Source organism: Limnohabitans parvus II-B4, from assembly GCF_003063455.1.
GTDB classification, from domain to species: Bacteria; Pseudomonadota; Gammaproteobacteria; order Burkholderiales; family Burkholderiaceae_C; genus Limnohabitans_A; species Limnohabitans_A parvus.
On record NZ_NESN01000002.1, the window covers coordinates 23902 to 44841 of the forward strand.

The window sequence follows — 20940 nt, forward strand, 5'->3', positions numbered from 1 at the left end:
TTTAGAAAGGAATGCTGGCGGTCAGCCAAACACGGTTGAGACGAAGGGTGCCGTCGTTGTCTTTGCCCTCTGAAGTGGGCCGCGGATTAGGTGACACGCGACGTGATACGGTGGCCTTGACCTCCGCACCTGAAACAAAACGGTACGTGACAGACACCCCGCGACCGTGCAGCATGAGCTCATTGCTCTGATCATTGAGCAGCGTGGTGCCATCTGCACGGACTGGGACCTTGAACTGGGTCACACGTCCATAGTCATAGAACAATGTGGTTTGCCACTGTGCACTCCAGTCGCGACGCAGTTCCAGCGTGGCAGTGACGCCAGTGCTGCCTCCTGCCTCGCTGTTGGGGAAGGCACGCACACCCGATGCGCCACCCAAATAAAGCTTTTCTGAAGAGTCCAGATTTTTGCTAGCCCATTGCTTGGAAGCAGCCATGAAAATGGAGTGCTTGCCATCAATGAACTGCAATCGGGAAACGGTTAAGCGCATTTTTTCGAAATCGCCTTGCGTTCGCGCCTCTGTTGCATCCATTGAAGCTGGGCCAGAAGGCCCCAGGTTCACCGAGCCACGCGTATGCACAAGGCCCGCTAAGTTGTTGCCACCACCCCATAGGCCATCCATGTGACTTAAGTTCAAGGCCATCGTGCGGCTGTGCACTTGGGTGCGACGCACCACACCCAATGTGCCAGGCACCTCTAAGTCAGACTTATCCACCGCATTGCGGTACTCCAAACCCAAGTCCAAACTCAAATTGGTGTTGCTTGTTCTCAGCCAAGGGCCGAGCAGATGCAGGCCATACACATCGCTGAAGCCTTCAGGTCGCAGACGTGCTCCATCTGGTTTGTACTTATCCAGAATGCGGTAATTCATGCGACTGACTTCGGCATTGAAGGACAGGCCTCGCCATTCTTCAATGCCCACGGGGGTGCTAACGGCCGCTCGCACATAGGTGCTGCCCGTATTTTTGCTCGCAGAAAATGAGAATTGCTCTCCCGTGCCAAAGGGTGAGTTGACTTGCAACTGCGTATTCAAACGTACGATGCCCGTGGATCGGCTGCCCATGTTGTCGGTACTGCCCTGGCCGACCAACAAAGGCGTATTCTCGACCTTCACAAGCAGATCTGAAGTGCCGGGCAGCCCCCCCGCCTGCAAGCTGCCAGATACGGACACACCAGGCAAATCGCCAGCCACCAACAGTGCCCAATCCATGTCGTTGAACTGAATGGCTTGTCCAAGCTGCATGCGGTTTTGAATCAACGACTGGACGCGACGACGCACCATGTCACCCAATTGCGCCTGGGTCTCTTGAACCTGCAAGATCACTCGGCCTAACTTGCCCTCGATCACCGTGATAGCCACATGACCTTCAGAGACATCTTGGTCTGGCAAGACTGCTTGTGCCAGCCACCCTTGATCGCGATAAAGCAAGGAGATCTGGGCCACCGCTTGCTGCAACTGCGCGAGGCTGACGTGTTTGCCCAACCAAGGTGCCAACATGGCCTCAATCTGAGACGTGCTGACCAAGGTGTTGCCTGAAACAACAATGGCTTTGAACAGGAAGGTTTCTTCTCCTGGTGTGGCAACTGAAGGCGGCACAGGTTGGGCGACTGGCGGCACCAACTTGGGCAAAGTGGGCGCGGCTTCTGGCCTCAAAGACGGGTCGGTTTGCAGTTGCTGCATCAGCTGACCCGCACGATCAGGCGGGTACTGTAGTACTTGCGCGACTCCAGCTTGAGCAGACCCCAGCAAAATCAAAACCGCAAAATACTTTCGACAAAAATATAGGCACAATATTCGCATATTCCGAATATTATGAAATTGTCAACTCCTTACCCAAAAAAAACCAAAGATTTCAATTTCAATAACTTTATCGAAATTACTGGCGCGGAATTGTTACAAATGTCAATTTGTGCAATCCAGCAGCTTGCGCCAACGCCATGACTTGGGCAACCCGGCCATAAGGAACCGCTTCGTCGGCTTGAACTTGCAGTTGGTAATGCGGCATCTTGCCATCGGCCACCATGAAAGCCTTGAGCTCAGCCTCCGAAGTATTGGATCCTTTGTACTTCATTGATCCATCTTTGAAAATTACAAGTACCTCATTTTTTACTTGATCGCGCTGCGCCAAGGCATCCGTCTGGGGCAATGAAATCTTCATGGCCTGCGGGGTGATCATGGGGGCTGTGACGATAAAAATAATCAAAAGCACCAGCATCACATCCACCAACGGCGTGACATTGATTTCGGCAATGGCACCATCCGTGTCACCAGAATTGCGCATGCTCATTTTTGCCCCCCGGGGTCAGATGACAAATATTTCATGGCCAACCGGGCAAAAGCATCGGCAAAAGACTCCATCTGCGTGATTCGCAGCTTTTGTTTACGCAGCAATAGATTGTAAAAAAATACAGCAGGCACGGCCACGGCAATGCCTACAGCGGTGGCAATCAAGGCCTCACCAACAGGGCCAGCCACCACATCTATGCTCGCTTGACCGGTTTCACCGATGTGTTTGAGTGCATTCATGATGCCCCAGACCGTACCAAAAAGTCCCACAAAAGGTGAAATGGAACCAATCGTTGCCAGCTCCGATAGACCCCGCTCTTGCGTGCGCAGTTGCTCCTGCATCGACTGATGCAATGCACGCTCAAGCGCAAGTTGGGGATCGATCAGAACACTGGGGCCACTGGTCTGTAAGTCCTGAACAGCGTTGACGCCAACGCTCGCCATGCTGGCCAAGGCGCACTGAGACGTTTTGACCAGCCCTGTCAGCTCAGACCATGCGCGCACTTTGAAAAATTTTTGCTCGAAAATTTTCATCTCGCGTACGGTTTTTTGGTTCTGACGCACTTTGACCCACGCCACTGTCCAAGTCACCACCGACAACAGTACCAAGATACCCAACACGGCATTGACAATGAGTGCATCCAACATATTCTTTCCTTTTGTTTGTCCGCGATTATCGGTCGGCTCTTAACTTGAAAGTGATGGGCACCCTCACCACAGTTTTGATCAGCACGCCGTCCTTGCGAGCAGACCGGAAACGCCAGCCTTTGACGGAATCCAATGCCGATTGATCCAGCCATTCGTTGCCACTGCTTTGCGCGAGGCTGACGGTAGAGACAGAGCCATCCGGATTGACCTCAACAGTGACTTCCACAGACCCCTCGGCACCGACGCGAAAGGCCGCTTTGGGATAGGGGGGCTTAGGATTTTCTTTGTAGGCCGCTTGCACGTCTGGCTCTGCGGTCCTGACTGTTTTTTCTTGTGAAACCTGTGCCTGTCCTTTGGGAACGGCCATAGTTGTGCTGCCCGGCAATGCAGATGCAGTGGGCTCTTCAGGTGTCGCAATCGGTGCGGGCTTTTCAACAGGTTGGCTCACCCGGGCCGCATCCGGCGATCTGTTGGGCAAAGCGGGGATAGAGGTTTTTGCAATCGCCGGGCTTTTGCTAGGTGCTGTCTTTTGTGTCGACGTTCGATTTGCCCCCCCGGCCTGCCCGGCCTGTGCTGTAACAGCTTCTTCGAGACCGCGCTGGAGTTCGGGAGCAGCCGCCCCGATATCGATCGTGATAGGAGGGAGTCTGCGAGACAACTGGAAATGTGGAGCCGCCAGCAACAGCAACGCCAACGCCAAGTGAACAGCCGACACCACCCCCAAAATCCTCAAATACTGAGAACCAGAATGTGGCTGCGGGCGCTCAATAGACAACGGCATTGCGAATGTAGGTAAACTCAAACGGTTTATACATGAGTTCAACTTGAGGAGAATGCAGCCATGTCTGAGGAAGCAACAAACACCGAATCGTCTGAACAAGTCATCAAAGGGCGCAGCGTATTTTTGGTGGAAACAACGCCAGCTGGCATCGCAGTTCAAACGGCCTTACTGACAGAAGATGGCAAGCTGCTGAATGCACCCGCTATTTTTCCGGACGTGGAATACGCTTTCACGCAAGTTGATGAACTCAAGCGCCTGATTTCAGCCCACTTTTCTCAGGCTGCACGCTTGGGTGCTCAAGTAGCCGCGCAGCAAGCACAAGCCAATGCAGCACCCACAGACATGGTGGCAGAAAATTCACCACAAACCACTGTAGCCACTTCGGCTGTTCAGACCAATGACGAGGAGTTCGACGCCGAGACCGTCTCAAGTGTCGGACGCAAGGCACTGGAAAACGTCAAAAAGTTTGTTTACTCGGGCTTGTCTCAAGTTTCAAAAATTGCCCAGCCTTCCAGCACGGCAACGCCTGTGCCTGAAAACACACCGCACATCGAGACCACCACGGATGCATCGACCACCAACGGGGGCCGAAAAACGCGCAGCAGCAAAAAAGCAAAGTCCCCTGACGACAGTGGCGCCCATTGATGTTGATAGGCTGAATCGGCTCACGGCAGCTCAAACGATTGACATCGAACAGATCGACGTCATCGCAGTCCCAGGACTTCACACGACTTTGAAACGGCAGCTCAATGCATAGCCGAAGCCACGTATGGTGCGAATGGCTTCAGCAGGTGCACCGCAGGCATCCATCTTTTTCCGCAGGGTACTGATACGCATCTCCAAGTTGGCAGGAGACAAGCCCTTGTCCTTGGCGTCGACCAGTTGCATCGCCTGCCAACGTTCAAGCTTTTGCCCGACAGCACGGGTCATGGCCACCAGCAACAAACTTTCTGGGTACGTGAGTGAAACGCTGCCAAGAGGGCCTCGAATATTCAACGCTTGCACGTCCAGAACCAGGTCAAATTCTTCGTTGGACTTTGCAAATTTAATGCGTCTGGCCAAGCTCTGAATGCAAACAAGCAATTCGGATTGCTCTACTGGTTTGATCAAATAATTGTCTGCTCCGCAAGAGTATCCCTGTAGCCGGTCCTCTAATTGACCTCGCGCCGTCATGAGCACAACACCAGCCGCTGGGTGACTTTTTCTGATGCGCTCTGCCAAGCTGAATCCATTTTCACCAGGCAAGTTCACATCGATCAGATACAAATCTGGTACATCACGCGTTGGGGTGTCATCGACGTCTTCGGCGCATGACATGGCTGTGACCTGGTGACCGTTCTGGGCGAGCAGTTCTTGCGTCGCTTCACGCAAATTGTCGTTGTCTTCGACAATGAGAATGTGCAATGAAAGTGAATCCCTCATGAGATCAATGCTCCCAAACATGCCACAAAATAATGTCGAGCATAGTCATCACCATTAAACCTTGGGCAAGGTCAAGACAAAGCAAACATGCTGCGATGTGGGTTGGTATGCAATATGACCGCCCAACGACTGGACCAGGCTTCTGACCAAAAATAGACCCAGACCAGTTCCTGCCTGACTCTGCGCACCCGGACCTCGATAGTATTTTTCAAACATCTTTGCATCCGGGGGCCACCCTGCACGTCCGGGCACATTGAAAATACTTAATTGAACCCGATCGCCCAGATCTTTCGGAACAATTTGAATGGGCGTCTCTTTGGCCGAATATTTACAAGCGTTTTCTACCAAATTACTCAACACGATGGACAGCAACTGTCGATCTGTTTGTAATCGAAGCGGTAGGTTGGGTGACAGATCGATGCGCTCTGGCGTCGGGGCAACAGACACCACATCATCCAGAACCTGGATCAAGTTAACGTCCTCCCTTTGCAACTGAAGTTTTTGATCCTGCAATTTATTGGCTTCTACACAACGGTCAATGACATTGTTCATTTCCCGTATCGATTTCTTGAGGGCCTGCGCGTTCTTACCATGCTCATCCAGCCGCATGTACATAGTGGCTAACGGCGTCTTGAGCTCGTGTGTGAGCATGGTCAAGAGCTTTTCCTGCTCATCACGCAACCGTCGATCTTGCTCTGCACGCAACTGCGTCCGAGCCAAAAGACTTTGATTCTCGAACTGAGCTTTACGCATCAGATGGGTTCGGTATTGGAGCAAGAGAACCACCATCAAGGCACTTGCCAAACCATGTGCCTGGACCAAATAAAGACCGATCTCACCACCTCGTGCCACACCCAGACCCGGCAAGGCCGCCAACCCCAAAATCACAACAATGATCGAGTAGAAGCCCACCACGAGGAATCGGGAAAGCTTGACAACCGAGACGCGCTGCCCTCGTGGCTCCACGCCCCAACCCTTGGCGGACCATGCTGCAGCCAACGTCACGAAGGGGGCCAGCAGAACCGACGCCATGTTGATTTTCAAAGCCCACATTGGATGCCCTGCCCCAAAAATCAGCAGGTTGATAGGCAGCAATAACAACAGGCCTCGCAAAAACCAAACAGCCCAACGCCTGAGTTGATAGTCCTGTAAAAATGCGTAATGAAAATATATGGCGGTAGTGGTGGCAAGCATGCTGAACAACGAGGCCAATTGATCAAGCCATTCAGCCGACCAACTTATTGGCCACCACATTCGCATATAGCCCAAAGAGCACAACGCGTAGACCAAGGCTGCCGTTTGTTTGACACCAAAGAGTCCGACCATTCTGTCTTTGGTAAAACCCCAGTAGCTGATACCCCAAACGGCGAAGATCGAGACCACACCTACATAAAGTGCAAACAGCAAATGCTGCTGGGGCATCTGCTGAAGCAGACTTTTTTCGGAGACAACTTCGGCATATATTTGCCGAGTACTGCTGGAAATCACGCGCAAAAAGATGTCACGCGGCAAGGGCCCTTCGGGCAAAGGAACCATAAAATCCAAACTGCGCACAGGCTGCGAAGCAGGGTGAAGAATGTCTCCAGTATGACCTGCAATGCCATTCGATACAGCAGGATCGAAGACCTCAATGCTGTCCAAATAAACCGGGCGCAAGCGCAAAAAAATTTTGGCCTCCTGTCGCTCTTGCTCTGGTGCATCTATTTTGAGTTTGACCCAAATAACCGATTGACCAAATCCTTGGCTCAGAACCCCCTCATAGGCTCGAAAATTGGCATGGCGCACCTGTTCCAAAGTTTGCCGTCCACCACCATCTTCCAACCAAGACCGCTGCGAAATCCAATCCTGCGCAGATGTGGTCGAAGCCACCAGAGCCAACAGGACCGAAACCAAAATGGCACGAATGTCGTTACTCCGCATCGGAGCCTCGTTTGGAATGTGGTCTAAAAAACGAGCGACTGTTCAGGGCGATCATTTTTGTATTTTGCCTGTATGCAATTGCTAACGGCATGACGCCCACTAAGCTTGACGTCAAAAAGTAAAGCCCAAGTGAAAAAGGGGACAGACTGTGTCTGCCCCCTTTTAGATGGTGGTGATAGGTGGATTTGAACCACCGACATCAGCATTATGAATGCTGCGCTCTAACCAACTGAGCTATATCACCGGAAAACGATTGCTTTAGTAAGCTGCGTTAAAGCTTATTAATTTTCTTTAAGGACAAGATTATACACAAATTTTGATGTCAAAAATCATGGCAACGTGCTGGGGCAACTCCGATTCACCAACGAACCCCTTGATGCCATGGTTCGCCGTTTACGCAGCCTGCAAAACGCCTTGAAACCTGTGGCTTGGGGCAGCGTGCACGACCGCATGTCCGGTCCTGCCGTGCAGGGCATCGCTTTGCCCATGGCCCACCAGAGCTTGTCCGGATTGGCCATCGAGACGCCTGAAGGACAAGCATGGTTGCAGAAAATCGGCGCGATCAGCCCTTCGTTGGACCATCTGACCGAGCATGTGCTGCCCGAAGGACGCGGTGCAGTACACGGCTTGGCCCTTCAAACCAGGCTACGCGCATTGGCTTGAAATGAGCCGAAAACCCAAGGCCTAGCGCTGAAGGTCCAGGGCCCAGTATTGCCCGACCAAATCGTGTCCAAAAGAATGGTGCTGCTCTTCAGACACCAACACGAACCCTGCTTGCTGGTAAATGCGGCGGGCCGCATGCAGGATGTCGTTGGTCCACAAAGTGAGCTTGACGTAACCCGTGGCTTTGGCAAACGCGATGCACGCTTCGGTCAAGCGCCTTCCCAGCCCTGCGCCGCGGGCACCGGGCTCCACGTACAGCAAACGCAGCTTGGCTTCTTGCTCAGACACCTTGACCAGAAAGACCGAGCCCACGATCTGGCCTTCGCGTTCTGCGATCCAGGCGTTCTCCCATGCGGGGTCAAAGTTCTTCACAAACTGCGCAGCGATCTCGGCCACCAAGGCCTCGAATGTGCCATCCCAGCCGTATTCCTGCGCATACAAAATGCCCTGGCGGTGTGCCACCCAGCCAATGTCACCGACTTGCAAGGGGCGCAAAACTATGGGGGCACTCATGCTGAATTCTTGGTACGGCTGCCGCATGGGAACTGCATTACGCATAACGCACCCGCAAATCTCGCTTGAGCAATTTGCCGCTCGGGTTCTTGGGCAACGCGTCGGTGAAGACCACGCGCTTGGGTGTCTTGAAGCCGGCCATGTGCTGGGCGCAGTGCGCCATCACCGCCGCCTCGTCCAGCGCCTGACCGGCCTTGACCACGATCACCGCTGTCACCGCCTCCACCCACTTGGGGTCAGGCAAACCAATCACCGCCACTTCGCTGACTTGCGGCAGGCGGTAAATCATTTCTTCCACCTCGCGGCTGGCGACGTTTTCGCCACCGGACTTGATCATGTCCTTCTTGCGGTCGACCACGGTGATGTAACCCTCATCGTCGATGACACCCAGATCACCGCTGTGGAACCAGTCACCCTCAAATGAGGCTTGGGTGCGTTCGTCGTCATGGAAGTAGCCCAGCATCAAATGCGGCGAGCGGTGCACGATCTCGCCCACCTCACCCACGGCCACGTCCTGCATGTCGTCGTTGACCACACGCGTTTCGACGTTGCGCACGGCCTTGCCGCAAGAACCCGGTTTGCGCAGCTGGTCTTCGGGAGACAGCATGGTGGCCAAGGGCGCGATTTCGGTCTGGCCGTACAGATTCCACAGCCGCACTTGGGGCAGGCGCGACGCCAGCTCTTTGAGCACCTCCACCGGCATGATGGACGCGCCGTAGTAGCCCTTGGCCAGTTGGGCGAGTTTGCCCGCATCCATCAGCGGCGAGCGCAGCAGCGCAATCCACACCGTGGGCGGCGCAAAGAAGCTGGTGATGCCGAACTTTTCGAGCATGGGCAGCAGGTTGTCGGGCGTGGGTTTGGACGTGATGACGTTGGTGCTGCCCATGTAAATGGCCGGGCCAAAGAACACATCAAGCTGGGCGCAGTGGTACAGCGGCAGCGCGTGCAGGGCCACGTCCGCCTCGGCGATTTCGGCGTCGATCACGCAGCTGACGTATTGCCACAGCACCGCATCGTGCGTGAGCTGAGCACCCTTGGGAGACGATTCGGTGCCGCTGGTGTAGACGATCTGCGCCACGTCGTAGCTGCCCAGTTGCACATCGGGCAGGGCATCGGTGCAAGCGGCCAGCGTGTCAAAGCTGTGCATGCCCGCCACGGGCTGGCTGGGGTCTTCGGATGGCAGCCAGATGAATTGCTGCACCTGCGTGTCCAGCTTGGATGCGGCCTGCGCCAGCTCGGCCAGACCGCTGTCGGTGGCCAAAGTTTTAGCCCCCGCGTGGCGCAAGATGTAGGCGACTTCCTCAGACTTGAGCATGAAGTTGATCGGCACCATGACCGCACCCCGACGGGCCAACGCAAAGCGCAGCGCCGCAAAACCATGCGAATTGCGCGCCAGCACCGCCACCTTGTCGCCCTCGGCCACGCCGATGCGGGCCAGGCCTGCGGCCAGGCGGCTTACCAGCGCATCGAACTCGGCATAGGTCCAGGTGGTGGTACCGCACACGATGCCGGTTTTGCTGGGCAAGCGGATCGCCGTGCGCCGCAGGGCATCGGCAATGGTCTGACGGCGAACGGCGGGGTGGATAACGGCTGACATGCTGAGAACTCCTGCGTAGCTATGATTGGGTGATTCAACATCAGACCCGCGAGATTTCCATTGGCACTTCCACCCCCCTCCCCCCGAAAACTGTCACATACGCGAACCGTGGTGTACCAAGGCTTTGACCGCGAAGACGGCTTGTGGGACATCGAAGCCGAACTGACCGATGTGAAAACCTATGGGTTTTCGGTACCCAACGAGCGGCCCTTCCCAGCCAATGAGCCGATCCACGGGCTGAGAATCCGCGTCACACTGAACAACAAAATGGTCATCCAGGACATCGCCACCGCGATGGATGACATCCCCCACCCCGAATGCGCAGGCGCCCCTCACGGCATGCACAAACTCATCGGCCAAACCATGGGCCCGGGCTGGCGCAAAGTCATCAACGCACATGTGGGCGGCACCGAAGGCTGCACCCACCTGCGCGAACTGTTGTTCAACATGGCAACCGCCGCCTACCAGACCCTGCCCGCAGGCCAATGGCACCGGCGCGTACAGGCTGGGGAACCTCAACCCGAAGTGACGAAACCGCCCTACCACTTGGGCCAGTGCCACAGCTGGGCCTATGACAGCCCGACAGTGCAAAGGGCTTATCCGATGTTTTTCAAGCCGAAGGTGGTTGAAGGCTCCGGCAACTGAGCGAGGGCTTGCCTGCGATAATCTGCAGCTTCCAAAGCGCATCCGCGCTTTTCTTTTTCACAGCCTCTGGATCTACACCATGAACCGCTGCACTCTGGCCCCTCGCGGGCGTGCTTTGCTTTGCCTTGACTTCATCACCTCCCTTGAATCCGTGGAGGCCGCATGAACAAGAAGGTCTTCATCAAAACATTTGGCTGCCAGATGAACGAGTACGACTCGGACAAGATGGCCGATGTGCTGGGCGCGGCCCAGGGCTACGAACCCACGCTGGACGTGGACGAGGCCGATTTGATTTTGTTCAACACCTGCTCGGTCCGCGAAAAGGCGCAAGAAAAAGTGTTCAGCGATCTGGGCCGGGTGCAACACCTCAAAGCCAAGGGCGTGCTGATTGGCGTGGGCGGCTGCGTGGCCAGCCAGGAAGGCGCCGAGATCATCAAGCGTGCGCCTTATGTGGACGTGGTGTTTGGCCCGCAGACCCTGCACCGCCTGCCCGAGATGTTGGCCGAGCGCGAACGCAAGCAGCGCCCGCAAGTCGACATCAGCTTCCCCGAGATTGAGAAGTTCGACCACCTGCCGCCCGCCAAGGTGGAAGGCGCCACCGCTTTTGTGTCGATCATGGAAGGCTGCAGCAAGTACTGCAGCTACTGCGTGGTGCCCTACACCCGGGGCGAAGAGGTCTCGCGCCCGTTTGACGATGTGCTGGTCGAGGTGGCGGGCCTGGCCGCGCAGGGCGTGAAAGAGATCACCCTGCTGGGCCAGAACGTGAACGCCTACCGGGGCAAGATGGGTGGCACGTCAGACATTGCCGACTTTGCGCTACTGCTGGAATACGTGGCCGACATGCCGGGGATCGAGCGCATCCGCTACGTGACCAGCCACCCCAACGAGTTCACGCAGCGCCTGATTGACGCTTACGAAAAAATCCCCAAACTGGTGAGCCATTTGCACCTGCCGGTGCAGCACGGTTCAGACCGCATCTTGATGGCCATGAAGCGCGGCTACACCGCCATGGAATACAAGAGCACGATCCGCAAGCTGCGGGCGATCCGCCCCGACATGTCGCTCAGCAGCGATTTCATCGTGGGCTTCCCCGGCGAGACCGAGGACGACTTCAACAAGATGATGAAGTTGATCACCGACGTGGGTTTTGACACGAGTTTCAGCTTCATCTTCAGCCCCCGCCCCGGCACGCCTGCGGCCAACCTGCACGACGACACGCCGCACGCAGAAAAATTGCGCCGCCTGCACCACCTGCAAGCGACCATCGAAGAGAACGTGCAGCGCATTGGCGACAGCCGTGTGGGCACAGTGCAACGCATTCTGGTGGAGCGCCCTTCACGCAAGGACGCGACCGAGCTGGCCGGCCGAACCGAGTGCAACCGGGTGGTCAACTTCCCCGGCGGCCCCAACATGGATCGCCTGATCGGTCAGATGGCGGATGTGCGCATCACCCAAGGCCTGTCGCACTCGCTGCGCGGGGAATTGGTGATCAAAGACTGATCCGCTGGGTTTTCAGGACTCACGCCCGACTTCGCGGATGTAGCGGCGGTAGTCGCCATGCGGGATGGGCGCACAAGCATCCACCGGGCGGTTGTACACATAGGTCTGCACAGGCTGGCCTTGCAGCGGGCCGCTGAGCACGGACACTGCTTCACGCCAGTATTGCGATGCGTCGCGGTCGCCGCGCACCATGCCCTCCACCACATCCAGTCGGGCCAATTGCGCGTCATCGACTTCATAGACTTCACCTGTGACCTGGCCATCACCCGTGGACAAGTCCAGCAGCAAGCCGGGAAAACGCCCCACATCGACCAAGCGACCCGGCACTTGGGCCGTGCCCACAAAACCGGCACCGTGCATTTCAGCCTCTAGGCGCAAACCGGGCATCAACGTGCCGTAAATGAAGAGAAGCGTCATGGGCTTGTGGCCTGTGAAGATCAACGCGGCATGCCGGGAAAGCCCCCGCCGCCGCCCATCATGCCTTTCATGGCCCCCATGCGTTTCATCATCTTCATCATGCCGCCGCCGGACATTTTTTTCATCATGTCCTGCATCTGCTCAAACTCCTTGAGCATGCGGTTGACGTCCTGCACCTGAACGCCTGCACCTGCAGCAATGCGGCGCTTGCGGGTGGCCTTGATCAATTCAGGCTTGCTGCGCTCTTTGGGCGTCATGCTGTGGATGATGCCTTGCTTGCGGCCGATGTCTTTTTCGACCTTGTCCATGTCCATCGCTCCTGCTTTGGCCGACAACTGCGAAGGCAATTTGTCCATCAAACTCGACAAACCCCCCATTTGTTTCATTTGCTGGATCTGAGCCAAAAAGTCGTTCAGGTCAAACCCACCACCGCTCTTGACCTTGGCGGCCAGCTTTTGCGCCGCCTCCATGTCCACGCCAGCGGTGACCTGTTCAACCAAAGCCACGATGTCGCCCATGCCCAGCACACGACCAGCGTGACGCTCGGCATCGAACACTTCAAGACCATCAATTTTCTCGCTGGTGCCCGCAAACTTGATCGGCACACCCGTGATCTGTCGCACAGACAGAGCTGCACCACCGCGTGAGTCGCCATCCAATTTGGTCAACACGATACCGGTCAAAGGCAAGGCATCGCTGAACGCCTTGGCGGTGTTGGCTGCGTCTTGGCCCTGCATGGCATCGACCACAAACAAGGTTTCAACCGGCTTCAATTCGGCGTGCAGCGCCTTGATTTCGGTCATCAACGCTTCGTCAATCGCCAGTCGGCCAGCGGTATCGACCAGCAGCACATCAAAAAAGTGCTTGCGGGCGTAGTCGATGGCCGCACGCGCGATGTCGATCGGCTTTTGGTCGGGCGTGCTGGGGAACCATTCGGCCCCGGCCTGAGCGGTCACCGTCTTGAGCTGTTCGATGGCCGCAGGGCGGTACACGTCGCCCGAGACCGTGAGCACTTTCTTCTTGCGCTTTTCGATCAGGTGTTTGGCCAGCTTGGCGGTGGTGGTGGTTTTACCGGCACCTTGCAAACCGGCCATCAAGATCACGGCCGGGGGTTGCGCCGCCAGATTGATGTCCGAAACACCCTCACCCATGGTGGCGGCCAGCTCACGGTTGACCACGCCCACCAAAGCCTGGCCGGGCTTCAAAGAACCCATGACTTCCTGCCCCAGGGCTTTTTCTTTCACCCGGGCAATGAAATCGCGCACCACGGGAAGGGCCACGTCGGCTTCCAGCAAGGCCATGCGCACTTCGCGCAGCATGTCGGCCACGTTGGATTCGGTGATGCGGGCCTGTCCGCTGAGGGTCTTGACGAGGCGCGAGAGTTTGTCGGTCAGGGCGGAGGCCATGGGGGAATCCAGAAATAACCGGTCAACCGTGGTGGTGAAGCCCCTGTGGCCACACCTGAAAGGCTAAACTCGGACCCATGATTTTAGCGAGTCCCCCATTTTGGATGCTGCCCGCCACCGTGCTGGCCGCGCTGGCCTACGGGTTTCCAGCGCTGGCGGGTGGACGCCTGAATGACGCGCACGCACGCCGCCTGCTTTGGCTGGCCTGGGTTGCCCATGCAGTGGCATTGCTGAGTTTGCTGATCGGGCCTGTTCGTTTCGGATTTGCACCGGCCATTTCCGTGACGGCTTGGCTGGTGGTGACGGCCTACATGATTGAAAGCCAGTTTTTCCCTAAATTCAAGGCTCGCTGGGCCATGGGGGGCTTGGGCACAGTGGCCGTCGTGCTGGCTTGGTGGTTTCCAGGGACCCCACTGGCCACCCAAGCGTCGGCCTGGCTACCTCTGCACTGGGCTTTGGGTTTATCGGCTTACGGCATGTTTGCTGCAGCCGTGGTGCACGCCTGGATGATGACGCGCGCCGAGCACGAGATACGTCTGGCGCACGATGCAGAGAGCGGTTTACCGCTGCTGACCCTGGAACGGCTCACTTTCCGCTTTGTCACGGCAGGCTTTGTGCTGCTGAGCGCCACGCTGGTGGCGGGTGTTTTATTTGGTGATGCACTTTACGGCCAAGGTCAAGCGCACTGGCGCTGGGACCACAAAACCCTTTTCGCCTTGCTGTCCTGGGTCACCTTTGCCGTTTTGCTGATCGGGCGCAGCCAATGGGGCTGGCGTGGCCGACGTGCGGTCAGGGTGCTTTACATAGGCGCAGGGCTGTTGCTGCTGTCGTATGCAGGCTCCCGCTTTGTTTTAGAAGTCTTGCTGGGGCGTATGGGATGAAGTACCTGTTCTTATTGCTGGTGGTTCTGGTGGTCATATGGGCCCTCAAACGAGGCCGTGCCGTCAACACATCCGCCCCGACCCAAGCAAAACAAGCACCCAAGCCCTCAGAAATGGTGACCTGCGCACACTGCGGCATCCATCTGCCGCACGAAGAAGCGGTTACAGGCCAAAAAGGCCTTTACTGCAGCACCGAGCACCGCACAGACGCACAAGACCGCAACCCAGGCTGAAACCACAGCAACCATGCACCAGCCTGCATCCGGAAAAATACCGCCCCCTCTTTGGAAGCAGGGTTGGCATCCTCAAGCTCAGCGGCTCGAGTCACCCAATTTCGGGCCTCGCCCCCTCCGTGCCTGCATTGACCTGATCGTGATCCACTCGATCAGCCTGCCGCCTGGGCAATACGGTGGAGACGCGGTGCAACGCTTGTTCACCAACCAGCTCGATTGGGATGCCCACCCTTACTTTCAGACCATCCGGGGGCTGGAAGTTTCATCGCACTTTTACATCCGCCGCGATGGCGTGCTTTGGCAATTTGTCAGCTGCGATGACCGCGCCTGGCATGCAGGGCAGTCCCAGTACCGAGGGCGGACCAACTGCAATGACGACTCGATCGGCATTGAACTCGAAGGCCTCGAAGGCGATCTCTTTGAAGATGCGCAATACCGATGCTTGGCTGCTCTTTGCCAGGACTTGGAACGGAACTACCCCATCGCGCATGTGGCTGGACATGAACACATTGCGCCCGGCAGAAAACAGGACCCCGGTCCAGGCTTCGACTGGGCACGTCTGCAAAAACTGTTGGATTTATCGCCTCAGGTTTTTCCCTGATAGGGATGCGCAGCGCAGCTTGCTCAAAAAATATTTTGACCATCCGAAAACCGCTTGAATCATCCTTTGATGATGGAAAGCGCGCTCTCCAAGCCATCGCAATCCAAGCCAATCAAGGTTTTTTCAGCACAAGTCTTCGGTAAGCCGCTCCAGGCTTGAAAAAACATATCCCGAGGGCTTGGAGACAAGCACTTCAAGGCACTTTTTCAGCCAGTGAAAAGTTGAACCCAACTCGGCCTGACATCAATTTATTTACCCCTCCCCGGCCAGAGTGGCAAAACAGGCCGGTACACTACCTGTAGTGGCTTGTCATGACGCCAGACACCAGATATAGTGTCCCTTACAAATTCTCACAATTGAATTTGACGCCAGTTCAAGTGTCAAATTCCAGACTCAAAGATCACCGAAAAATCAAAGAAATGACCATGCAAACAGACCTGAACATCACGACCTCATCTGCCGGCCAGATGCGCCAGCCAGAAGCAGCACACGGCAGCACGCCAGCCACACAGGCACTTGCCCACTACCAGATCATTCGCCGCAACGGCGCTGTCGTGTCTTTCGAGCCGAACAAGATCGCGGTGGCACTGATGAAAGCCTTTTTGGCCGTGCACGGCACACAGGGCGCGGCATCTGCCAGCGTTCGCGAAGTGGTCGAAGAATTGACCCAAAACGTGGTGCGCGCCTTGGTTCGCTCACGCCCTGGTGGCGGCACTTTCCACATTGAAGATGTGCAGGACCAGGTCGAGTTGGGCTTGATGCGCAGCAGCAACCACGAAGTTGCACGTGCTTATGTCTTGTACCGCGAGCGTCGCACCCAAGAGCGTGCCCAACAGCAGCAACAGGCGGCGCCCGCACCTTCGTCAGAGCCTCGTCTGCATGTGATCGATGGCGGTCAGCGCATTGCGCTGGATCTGGACTACCTGAAATCCTTGATGGTCAACGCCTGTGCAGGCCTTGGCAAAGACGTCAGCCCGGAACCCATCGTGGCCGAAACCATGCGCAACCTGTATGACGGCGTGCCCATGGAAGAGGTTTACAAAGCATCCATCCTGGCTTCGCGCACCTTGATCGAGAAGGATCCGGACTACACCTATGTGACCGCCCGCTTGTTGATGCACACCATTGCCAAGGAGATCCTGGGCAAGGAGGTGACACAAGACCAGATGGGTGCGGAGTACATCAACTACTTCCCGAAATTCATCAAAAAAGGCGTTGACAACGACTTGCTCGACGAAAAACTGCTGCAGTTTGATCTGCAAAAACTGGCCTCGGCACTCAAGCCCGAACGCGACCTCCAGTTTGACTACCTCGGTTTGCAAACACTGTATGACCGCTATTTCCTGCACGTGCGCAAGCAACGCATCGAGATGCCGCAAGCCTTCTTCATGCGCGTGGCCATGGGCCTGTCACTCAATGAAATCAACCGCGAAGCCCGTGCCATTGAGTTCTACGAGATCCTGTCTTCGTTTGACTTCATGTCCTCGACACCGACCCTGTTCAACAGCGGCACTTTGCGCTCACAACTGTCAAGCTGCTACCTGACCACCGTGCCCGACGATCTGGACGGCATCTACGAATCGATCAAGGAAAACGCCTTGCTGTCCAAATTTGCGGGCGGTCTGGGCAACGACTGGACACGCGTGCGCGCCATGGGTTCGCACATCAAGGGCACCAACGGCGAGTCACAAGGCGTGGTGCCTTTCCTCAAGGTCGTCAACGACACGGCCGTGGCCGTGAACCAGGGCGGCAAGCGCAAGGGCGCAGTCTGCACGTATCTGGAAACCTGGCACCTGGACATCGAAGAATTCCTGGAGCTGCGCAAGAACACCGGCGATGACCGCCGCCGCACCCACGACATGAACACGGCCAACTGGATCCCCGACCTGTTCATGCGCCGCGTGATGGAAAAAGGCAGCTGGACCTTGTTCTCGCCATCCGATGTTCCCGATCTGCACGACTTGTTCGGACTGGCCTTCGAAAAAGCCTATGTGGCTTACGAACAAAAAGCCGAACGCGGCGAGATCAAACCCAGCAAGACCGTGCCGGCCACCGACCTGTGGCGCAAGATGCTGTCGATGCTGTTTGAAACAGGTCATCCCTGGATCACATTCAAAGACCCTTGCAACGTGCGCTCGCCTCAGCAGCACGTCGGCGTGGTCCACTCGTCCAATCTGTGCACCGAAATCACGCTCAACACCAGCGACACCGAAACCGCTGTGTGCAACCTGGGCTCGGTCAACTTGTCGCGCCACCTCAAAGATAGCGCCACCGGCAAAGTCATTGACCACGACAAATTGAAAAAGACCATCACGATCGCCATGCGCATGCTGGACAACGTGATCGACATCAACTACTACGCCGTCAAGAAGGCCCGTGACTCCAACATGCGCCACCGTCCTGTCGGCCTGGGCTTGATGGGTTTCCAGGATTCGCTGTACGAAATGCGCATCCCTTACGCCTCACAAGCGGCGGTGGAATTTGCCGACCAGTCGATGGAAGCGATTTGCTACTACGCCTATTGGGCATCGACCGAGCTGGCCAAAGAACGCGGCCAGTACGCCACCTACAAAGGCTCTCTCTGGGATCAAGGCATCTTGCCTCTGGACACCCTCAACCTGCTAGAACGCGAGCGCGGTGGTTATGTTGAAGTTGACCGCTCGTCCACCCTGGATTGGGACACGCTGCGCAAGAAAATCGCCGCGGACGGCATGCGCAACTCCAACTGCGTGGCCATTGCCCCGACAGCCACCATCTCCAACATCATTGGTGTGGATGCCTCGATCGAGCCTTGCTTTGGCAACTTGTCGGTCAAGTCCAACTTGTCAGGCGAGTTCACCGTGATCAACGGCTACCTGGTGCGTGACTTGAAGCGCCTGGGTCTGTGGGACGACGTGATGGTCATGGACCTCAAACACTTCGACGGCTCACTGCGCCCGATCGACCGCGTGCCGCAAGAAGTGAAAGCGCTTTACGCCACTGCGTTTGAAGTGGAAACCACTTGGTTGGTTGAAGCAGCTGCACGTCGTCAGAAGTGGATTGACCAAGCACAGTCGCTCAACATCTACATGGCCGGTGCTTCGGGCAAGAAGCTGGACGACACCTACAAACTGGCTTGGTTGCGCGGTCTCAAAACCACGTACTACCTGCGCACATCCAGCGCAACGCAAGTGGAAAAATCAACCGTGCAAGCAGGCTCGCACAACGCAGTCTCTTCATCGGGTGCGCCATCGTCAGGCATGAGCGCATTGGACGCCGCGGCGGCTTCAGCGCAAGCACAGATGAACGCGACACCAGCCACCGATGTCAAGTTTTGCGCGATCGATGATCCAGGTTGTGAGGCTTGCCAGTGATTTGAAAAACATTGCACTTGGCTGTGATATGCCAAGTGCGATGCAATTGAACAACACTTCACGGTTGCGCAGATCGAAAAAGTGCATCGCTTCTTTGAATTTCGCGCGCTTGCTTTCATAATTTGAGAACTGGAATTTTTTATGTTGTCCTGGGACGATCAAGTCAAACCCGCATCTCAACCCGTGATGCCCTCTTTTTCCGGCGCTGGTGAAACAACAGCGCCTGCTGCTGCATCTTCAACAGCCAGCCCACGCCGCATGAATGCGGCAGACAAACGCATCATCAACGGCCAGACCGACGTCAACCAGCTGGTTCCCTTCAAATACAAATGGGCCTGGGAAAAATACCTGGCCACCTGCGCCAACCACTGGATGCCGCAGGAAGTGAACATGAACCGCGACATCGCCTTGTGGAAAGATCCCAATGGTCTGACAGAAGACGAGCGCCGCATCGTCAAGCGCAACCTTGGATTCTTCGTCACCGCCGACTCGCTGGCTGCCAACAACATCGTGCTGGGCACTTACCGCCACATCACAGCCCCGGAATGCCGTCAGTTCTTGCTGCGTCAAGCCTTCGAAGAAGCCATCCACACCCACGCTTACCAATACATTGTGGAATCGTTGGGTCTGGACGAAAGCGAAATCTTCAACGCTTACAACGAAGTCCAGTCCATCCGCGACAAGGACGAGTTCCTGATCCCTTTCATCAACGTGATCATGGACCCTAACTTCCATACCGGCACGCTGCAAACCGACCAGACCTTGCTCAAGTCGCTGATCGTGTTCGCCTGCCTGATGGAAGGCCTGTTCTTCTACGTGGGCTTCACACAGATTCTGGCCCTGGGTCGCCAAAACAAGATGACCGGCGCGGCAGAGCAGTACCAGTACATCCTGCGCGACGAATCCATGCACTGCAACTTCGGCATTGACCTGATCAACACCGTCAAACTCGAAAACCCACAGCTGTGGACAGCCGAGTTCAAGGCCGAAATCAAGGAACTGTTCCTCAAAGCAGTCGAGCTCGAATACCGCTACGCCGAAGACACCATGCCGCGCGGCGTGCTCGGTATGAACGCGTCCATGTTCAAAGGCTATTTGCGCTACATCGCCAACCGCCGTGCCACCCAGATCGGCTTGGAAGCCTTGTTCCCGAACGAGGAAAATCCATTCCCTTGGATGAGCGAGATGATTGACCTGAAAAAAGAACGCAACTTCTTTGAAACCCGGGTCATCGAATACCAATCCGGCGGGGCCTTGTCCTGGGACTGATCTTCTGAACACCCCGTCAATGCAACCCCTCTTCAAGCCACACTTCGCAACGCCTTCGGGTGTTGGGAGCTGTGGCTTTCCCGCGTTCATGGTGTTGGGGGTTTCCTCAGCGCCATGGATCGCTTTGTGCAATCCAACAAGCACCAAGCGTTCCCTTTCCGTTGAGTTCTCAACTTGATCAAGGAGAAAATCATGGCAACTGCAAAAAAAGTAGCGGCAAAAAAAGCTGCTCCCGCAAAGAAGGCCGCTGTGGCCAAGAAACCTGCTGCTAAAAAAGTAGCCGCAGCCAAGAAACCCGCCGCTAAAAAAGCAGCTCCAGCTAAGAAAGCCGTTGCGGCCAAAAAGCCAGCTGCCAAAAAAGTAGCAGCGAAGAAGCCAGCAGCTAAAAAAGCAGCTCCAGCCAAAAAAGCTGTTGCCGCCAAAAAGCCAGCCGCTAAAAAAGTAGCAGCAAAGAAGCCAGCAGCTAAAAAAGCAGCTCCAGCCAAAAAAGCTGTTGCCGCTAAAAAGCCTGCAGCTAAAAAAGCAGCCGCCAAAAAGCCTGCAGCCAAAAAAGCTGCTCCAGCTAAAAAAGCAGCCGCCAAGAAAACTGCTGCTAAAAAGCCAGCCGCCAAAAAGCCGGCTGTGAAAAAGGCTGCTAAAAAACCTGCTGCAAAGAAGGCATCTAAAGCACCCGCTGCCCCCGCTGCACAGACAACACTGAATCCACAAGCTGCATGGCCGTTTCCTTCGGCCGCCAAGCCCTGATTCAAAAGTTAGACGCAAGTAGCGCTAAGGCCCGACACCGGCAACGGTGTTGGGCTTTTT

20 protein-coding genes and 1 tRNA gene are annotated in these 20940 nt (G+C 56.1%); 10 read left to right on the forward strand and 11 right to left on the reverse strand.

Translation table 11 applies throughout. The annotated features are described in order from the left end of the window. Position 1 precedes the first annotated feature (1 nt). The 4 genes from B9Z37_RS04670 to B9Z37_RS04685 all read right to left on the reverse strand — a co-directional run bounded on the left by B9Z37_RS04670 (position 2) and on the right by B9Z37_RS04685 (position 3716). Positions 2–1681 (reverse strand): ShlB/FhaC/HecB family hemolysin secretion/activation protein, encoded by a 1680-nt coding sequence (locus tag B9Z37_RS04670; RefSeq protein ID WP_167394327.1) that lies wholly within the window; start codon positions 1679–1681, stop codon positions 2–4. Between the two features lie 196 nt (positions 1682–1877). Continuing rightward, positions 1878–2282, reverse strand: coding sequence for an ExbD/TolR family protein (locus tag B9Z37_RS04675; protein WP_240606623.1), 405 nt, complete (start codon positions 2280–2282; stop codon positions 1878–1880). 2 nt (positions 2283–2284) lie between these two features. Continuing rightward, complete coding sequence (locus B9Z37_RS04680; protein ID WP_240606624.1) at positions 2285–2821, reverse strand: MotA/TolQ/ExbB proton channel family protein; 537 nt, start codon at positions 2819–2821, stop codon at positions 2285–2287. Between the two features lie 139 nt (positions 2822–2960). Further along, positions 2961–3716, reverse strand: coding sequence for an energy transducer TonB (locus tag B9Z37_RS04685; protein WP_108311914.1), 756 nt, complete (start codon positions 3714–3716; stop codon positions 2961–2963). 60 nt (positions 3717–3776) lie between these two features. On the opposite strand from B9Z37_RS04685, the gene B9Z37_RS04690 reads away from it, so the two are divergent. Beyond that, entirely contained in the window at positions 3777–4361 is a 585-nt protein-coding gene (locus B9Z37_RS04690) for a hypothetical protein (protein ID WP_108311915.1), read from the forward strand. A gap of 78 nt (positions 4362–4439) precedes the next feature. Here B9Z37_RS04690 and B9Z37_RS04695 read toward each other — a convergent pair whose 3' ends face one another. From B9Z37_RS04695 to B9Z37_RS04705, 3 genes are all read right to left on the reverse strand, one after another. Then, positions 4440–5138 (reverse strand): response regulator transcription factor, encoded by a 699-nt coding sequence (locus tag B9Z37_RS04695; protein ID WP_167394328.1) that lies wholly within the window; start codon positions 5136–5138, stop codon positions 4440–4442. Positions 5139–5192: 54 nt separating this feature from the next. Beyond that, a complete protein-coding gene (locus B9Z37_RS04700; protein ID WP_108311917.1) occupies positions 5193–7058 on the reverse strand; it encodes a sensor histidine kinase in 1866 nt (621 codons plus the stop codon). 167 nt (positions 7059–7225) lie between these two features. After that, positions 7226–7302 (reverse strand) — tRNA-Met (locus B9Z37_RS04705). Positions 7303–7439: 137 nt separating this feature from the next. On the opposite strand from B9Z37_RS04705, the gene B9Z37_RS04710 reads away from it, so the two are divergent. Then, positions 7440–7721, forward strand: a complete 282-nt coding sequence (locus B9Z37_RS04710; RefSeq protein ID WP_205872546.1) for a hypothetical protein — start codon at positions 7440–7442, stop codon at positions 7719–7721. 21 nt (positions 7722–7742) lie between these two features. Here B9Z37_RS04710 and B9Z37_RS04715 read toward each other — a convergent pair whose 3' ends face one another. Then, complete coding sequence (locus B9Z37_RS04715) at positions 7743–8234, reverse strand: GNAT family N-acetyltransferase (protein ID WP_108312510.1); 492 nt, start codon at positions 8232–8234, stop codon at positions 7743–7745. 37 nt (positions 8235–8271) lie between these two features. Continuing rightward, positions 8272–9831 (reverse strand): acyl-CoA synthetase, encoded by a 1560-nt coding sequence (locus tag B9Z37_RS04720; RefSeq protein ID WP_205872547.1) that lies wholly within the window; start codon positions 9829–9831, stop codon positions 8272–8274. A gap of 60 nt (positions 9832–9891) precedes the next feature. On the opposite strand from B9Z37_RS04720, the gene B9Z37_RS04725 reads away from it, so the two are divergent. Both B9Z37_RS04725 and miaB read left to right on the forward strand, forming a co-directional pair. Next, on the forward strand, positions 9892–10476 hold the full coding sequence (locus tag B9Z37_RS04725) for a DUF2889 domain-containing protein (RefSeq protein ID WP_240606625.1): 585 nt from the start codon (positions 9892–9894) through the stop codon (positions 10474–10476). 162 nt (positions 10477–10638) lie between these two features. Further along, entirely contained in the window at positions 10639–11976 is a 1338-nt protein-coding gene (miaB, locus tag B9Z37_RS04730; RefSeq protein WP_108311919.1) for a tRNA (N6-isopentenyl adenosine(37)-C2)-methylthiotransferase MiaB, read from the forward strand. A gap of 12 nt (positions 11977–11988) precedes the next feature. Here the strand turns inward: miaB and B9Z37_RS04735 are convergent, their stop codons facing one another. Then, on the reverse strand, positions 11989–12393 hold the full coding sequence (locus tag B9Z37_RS04735) for a gamma-glutamylcyclotransferase family protein (RefSeq protein ID WP_108312512.1): 405 nt from the start codon (positions 12391–12393) through the stop codon (positions 11989–11991). A 20-nt stretch (positions 12394–12413) separates the two neighbouring features. Then, entirely contained in the window at positions 12414–13799 is a 1386-nt protein-coding gene (gene ffh / locus B9Z37_RS04740; protein ID WP_108311920.1) for a signal recognition particle protein, read from the reverse strand. A 77-nt stretch (positions 13800–13876) separates the two neighbouring features. Between ffh and B9Z37_RS04745 the strand changes: the two genes are divergently transcribed. The 6 genes from B9Z37_RS04745 to B9Z37_RS04770 all read left to right on the forward strand — a co-directional run bounded on the left by B9Z37_RS04745 (position 13877) and on the right by B9Z37_RS04770 (position 20880). Then, entirely contained in the window at positions 13877–14680 is an 804-nt protein-coding gene (locus tag B9Z37_RS04745) for a cytochrome C assembly family protein (RefSeq protein WP_108311921.1), read from the forward strand. Beyond that, complete coding sequence (locus tag B9Z37_RS04750; RefSeq protein ID WP_108311922.1) at positions 14677–14913, forward strand: PP0621 family protein; 237 nt, start codon at positions 14677–14679, stop codon at positions 14911–14913. Before B9Z37_RS04745 ends, B9Z37_RS04750 begins: the two co-directional genes overlap by 4 nt. A 13-nt stretch (positions 14914–14926) precedes the next feature. Beyond that, a complete protein-coding gene (ampD, locus tag B9Z37_RS04755; protein ID WP_108311923.1) occupies positions 14927–15514 on the forward strand; it encodes a 1,6-anhydro-N-acetylmuramyl-L-alanine amidase AmpD in 588 nt (195 codons plus the stop codon). Positions 15515–15981: 467 nt separating this feature from the next. Next, positions 15982–18867, forward strand: a complete 2886-nt coding sequence (locus B9Z37_RS04760; protein ID WP_240606656.1) for a ribonucleoside-diphosphate reductase subunit alpha — start codon at positions 15982–15984, stop codon at positions 18865–18867. Positions 18868–19008: 141 nt separating this feature from the next. Further along, positions 19009–20136, forward strand: coding sequence for a ribonucleotide-diphosphate reductase subunit beta (locus tag B9Z37_RS04765; protein WP_108287785.1), 1128 nt, complete (start codon positions 19009–19011; stop codon positions 20134–20136). A 192-nt stretch (positions 20137–20328) separates the two neighbouring features. Beyond that, positions 20329–20880, forward strand: coding sequence for a histone H1-like repetitive region-containing protein (locus B9Z37_RS04770; protein ID WP_108312514.1), 552 nt, complete (start codon positions 20329–20331; stop codon positions 20878–20880). Positions 20881–20940 lie beyond the last annotated feature (60 nt).

Coding starts and splice junctions, on each gene's coding strand:
- B9Z37_RS04670 (WP_167394327.1), bottom strand. CDS start 1,681: ATGCAGCAACTGCAAACCGACCCGTCTTTGAGGCCAGAAGCCGCGCCC.
- B9Z37_RS04675 (WP_240606623.1), bottom strand. CDS start 2,282: ATGCGCAATTCTGGTGACACGGATGGTGCCATTGCCGAAATCAATGTC.
- B9Z37_RS04680 (WP_240606624.1), bottom strand. CDS start 2,821: ATGAAAATTTTCGAGCAAAAATTTTTCAAAGTGCGCGCATGGTCTGAG.
- B9Z37_RS04685 (WP_108311914.1), bottom strand. CDS start 3,716: ATGCCGTTGTCTATTGAGCGCCCGCAGCCACATTCTGGTTCTCAGTAT.
- B9Z37_RS04690 (WP_108311915.1), top strand. CDS start 3,777: ATGTCTGAGGAAGCAACAAACACCGAATCGTCTGAACAAGTCATCAAA.
- B9Z37_RS04695 (WP_167394328.1), bottom strand. CDS start 5,138: ATGAGGGATTCACTTTCATTGCACATTCTCATTGTCGAAGACAACGAC.
- B9Z37_RS04700 (WP_108311917.1), bottom strand. CDS start 7,058: ATGCGGAGTAACGACATTCGTGCCATTTTGGTTTCGGTCCTGTTGGCT.
- B9Z37_RS04710 (WP_205872546.1), top strand. CDS start 7,440: ATGGTTCGCCGTTTACGCAGCCTGCAAAACGCCTTGAAACCTGTGGCT.
- B9Z37_RS04715 (WP_108312510.1), bottom strand. CDS start 8,234: ATGAGTGCCCCCATAGTTTTGCGCCCCTTGCAAGTCGGTGACATTGGC.
- B9Z37_RS04720 (WP_205872547.1), bottom strand. CDS start 9,831: ATGTCAGCCGTTATCCACCCCGCCGTTCGCCGTCAGACCATTGCCGAT.
- miaB (WP_108311919.1), top strand. CDS start 10,639: ATGAACAAGAAGGTCTTCATCAAAACATTTGGCTGCCAGATGAACGAG.
- B9Z37_RS04735 (WP_108312512.1), bottom strand. CDS start 12,393: ATGACGCTTCTCTTCATTTACGGCACGTTGATGCCCGGTTTGCGCCTA.
- ffh (WP_108311920.1), bottom strand. CDS start 13,799: ATGGCCTCCGCCCTGACCGACAAACTCTCGCGCCTCGTCAAGACCCTC.
- B9Z37_RS04745 (WP_108311921.1), top strand. CDS start 13,877: ATGATTTTAGCGAGTCCCCCATTTTGGATGCTGCCCGCCACCGTGCTG.
- B9Z37_RS04750 (WP_108311922.1), top strand. CDS start 14,677: ATGAAGTACCTGTTCTTATTGCTGGTGGTTCTGGTGGTCATATGGGCC.
- ampD (WP_108311923.1), top strand. CDS start 14,927: ATGCACCAGCCTGCATCCGGAAAAATACCGCCCCCTCTTTGGAAGCAG.
- B9Z37_RS04760 (WP_240606656.1), top strand. CDS start 15,982: ATGCGCCAGCCAGAAGCAGCACACGGCAGCACGCCAGCCACACAGGCA.
- B9Z37_RS04765 (WP_108287785.1), top strand. CDS start 19,009: ATGTTGTCCTGGGACGATCAAGTCAAACCCGCATCTCAACCCGTGATG.
- B9Z37_RS04770 (WP_108312514.1), top strand. CDS start 20,329: ATGGCAACTGCAAAAAAAGTAGCGGCAAAAAAAGCTGCTCCCGCAAAG.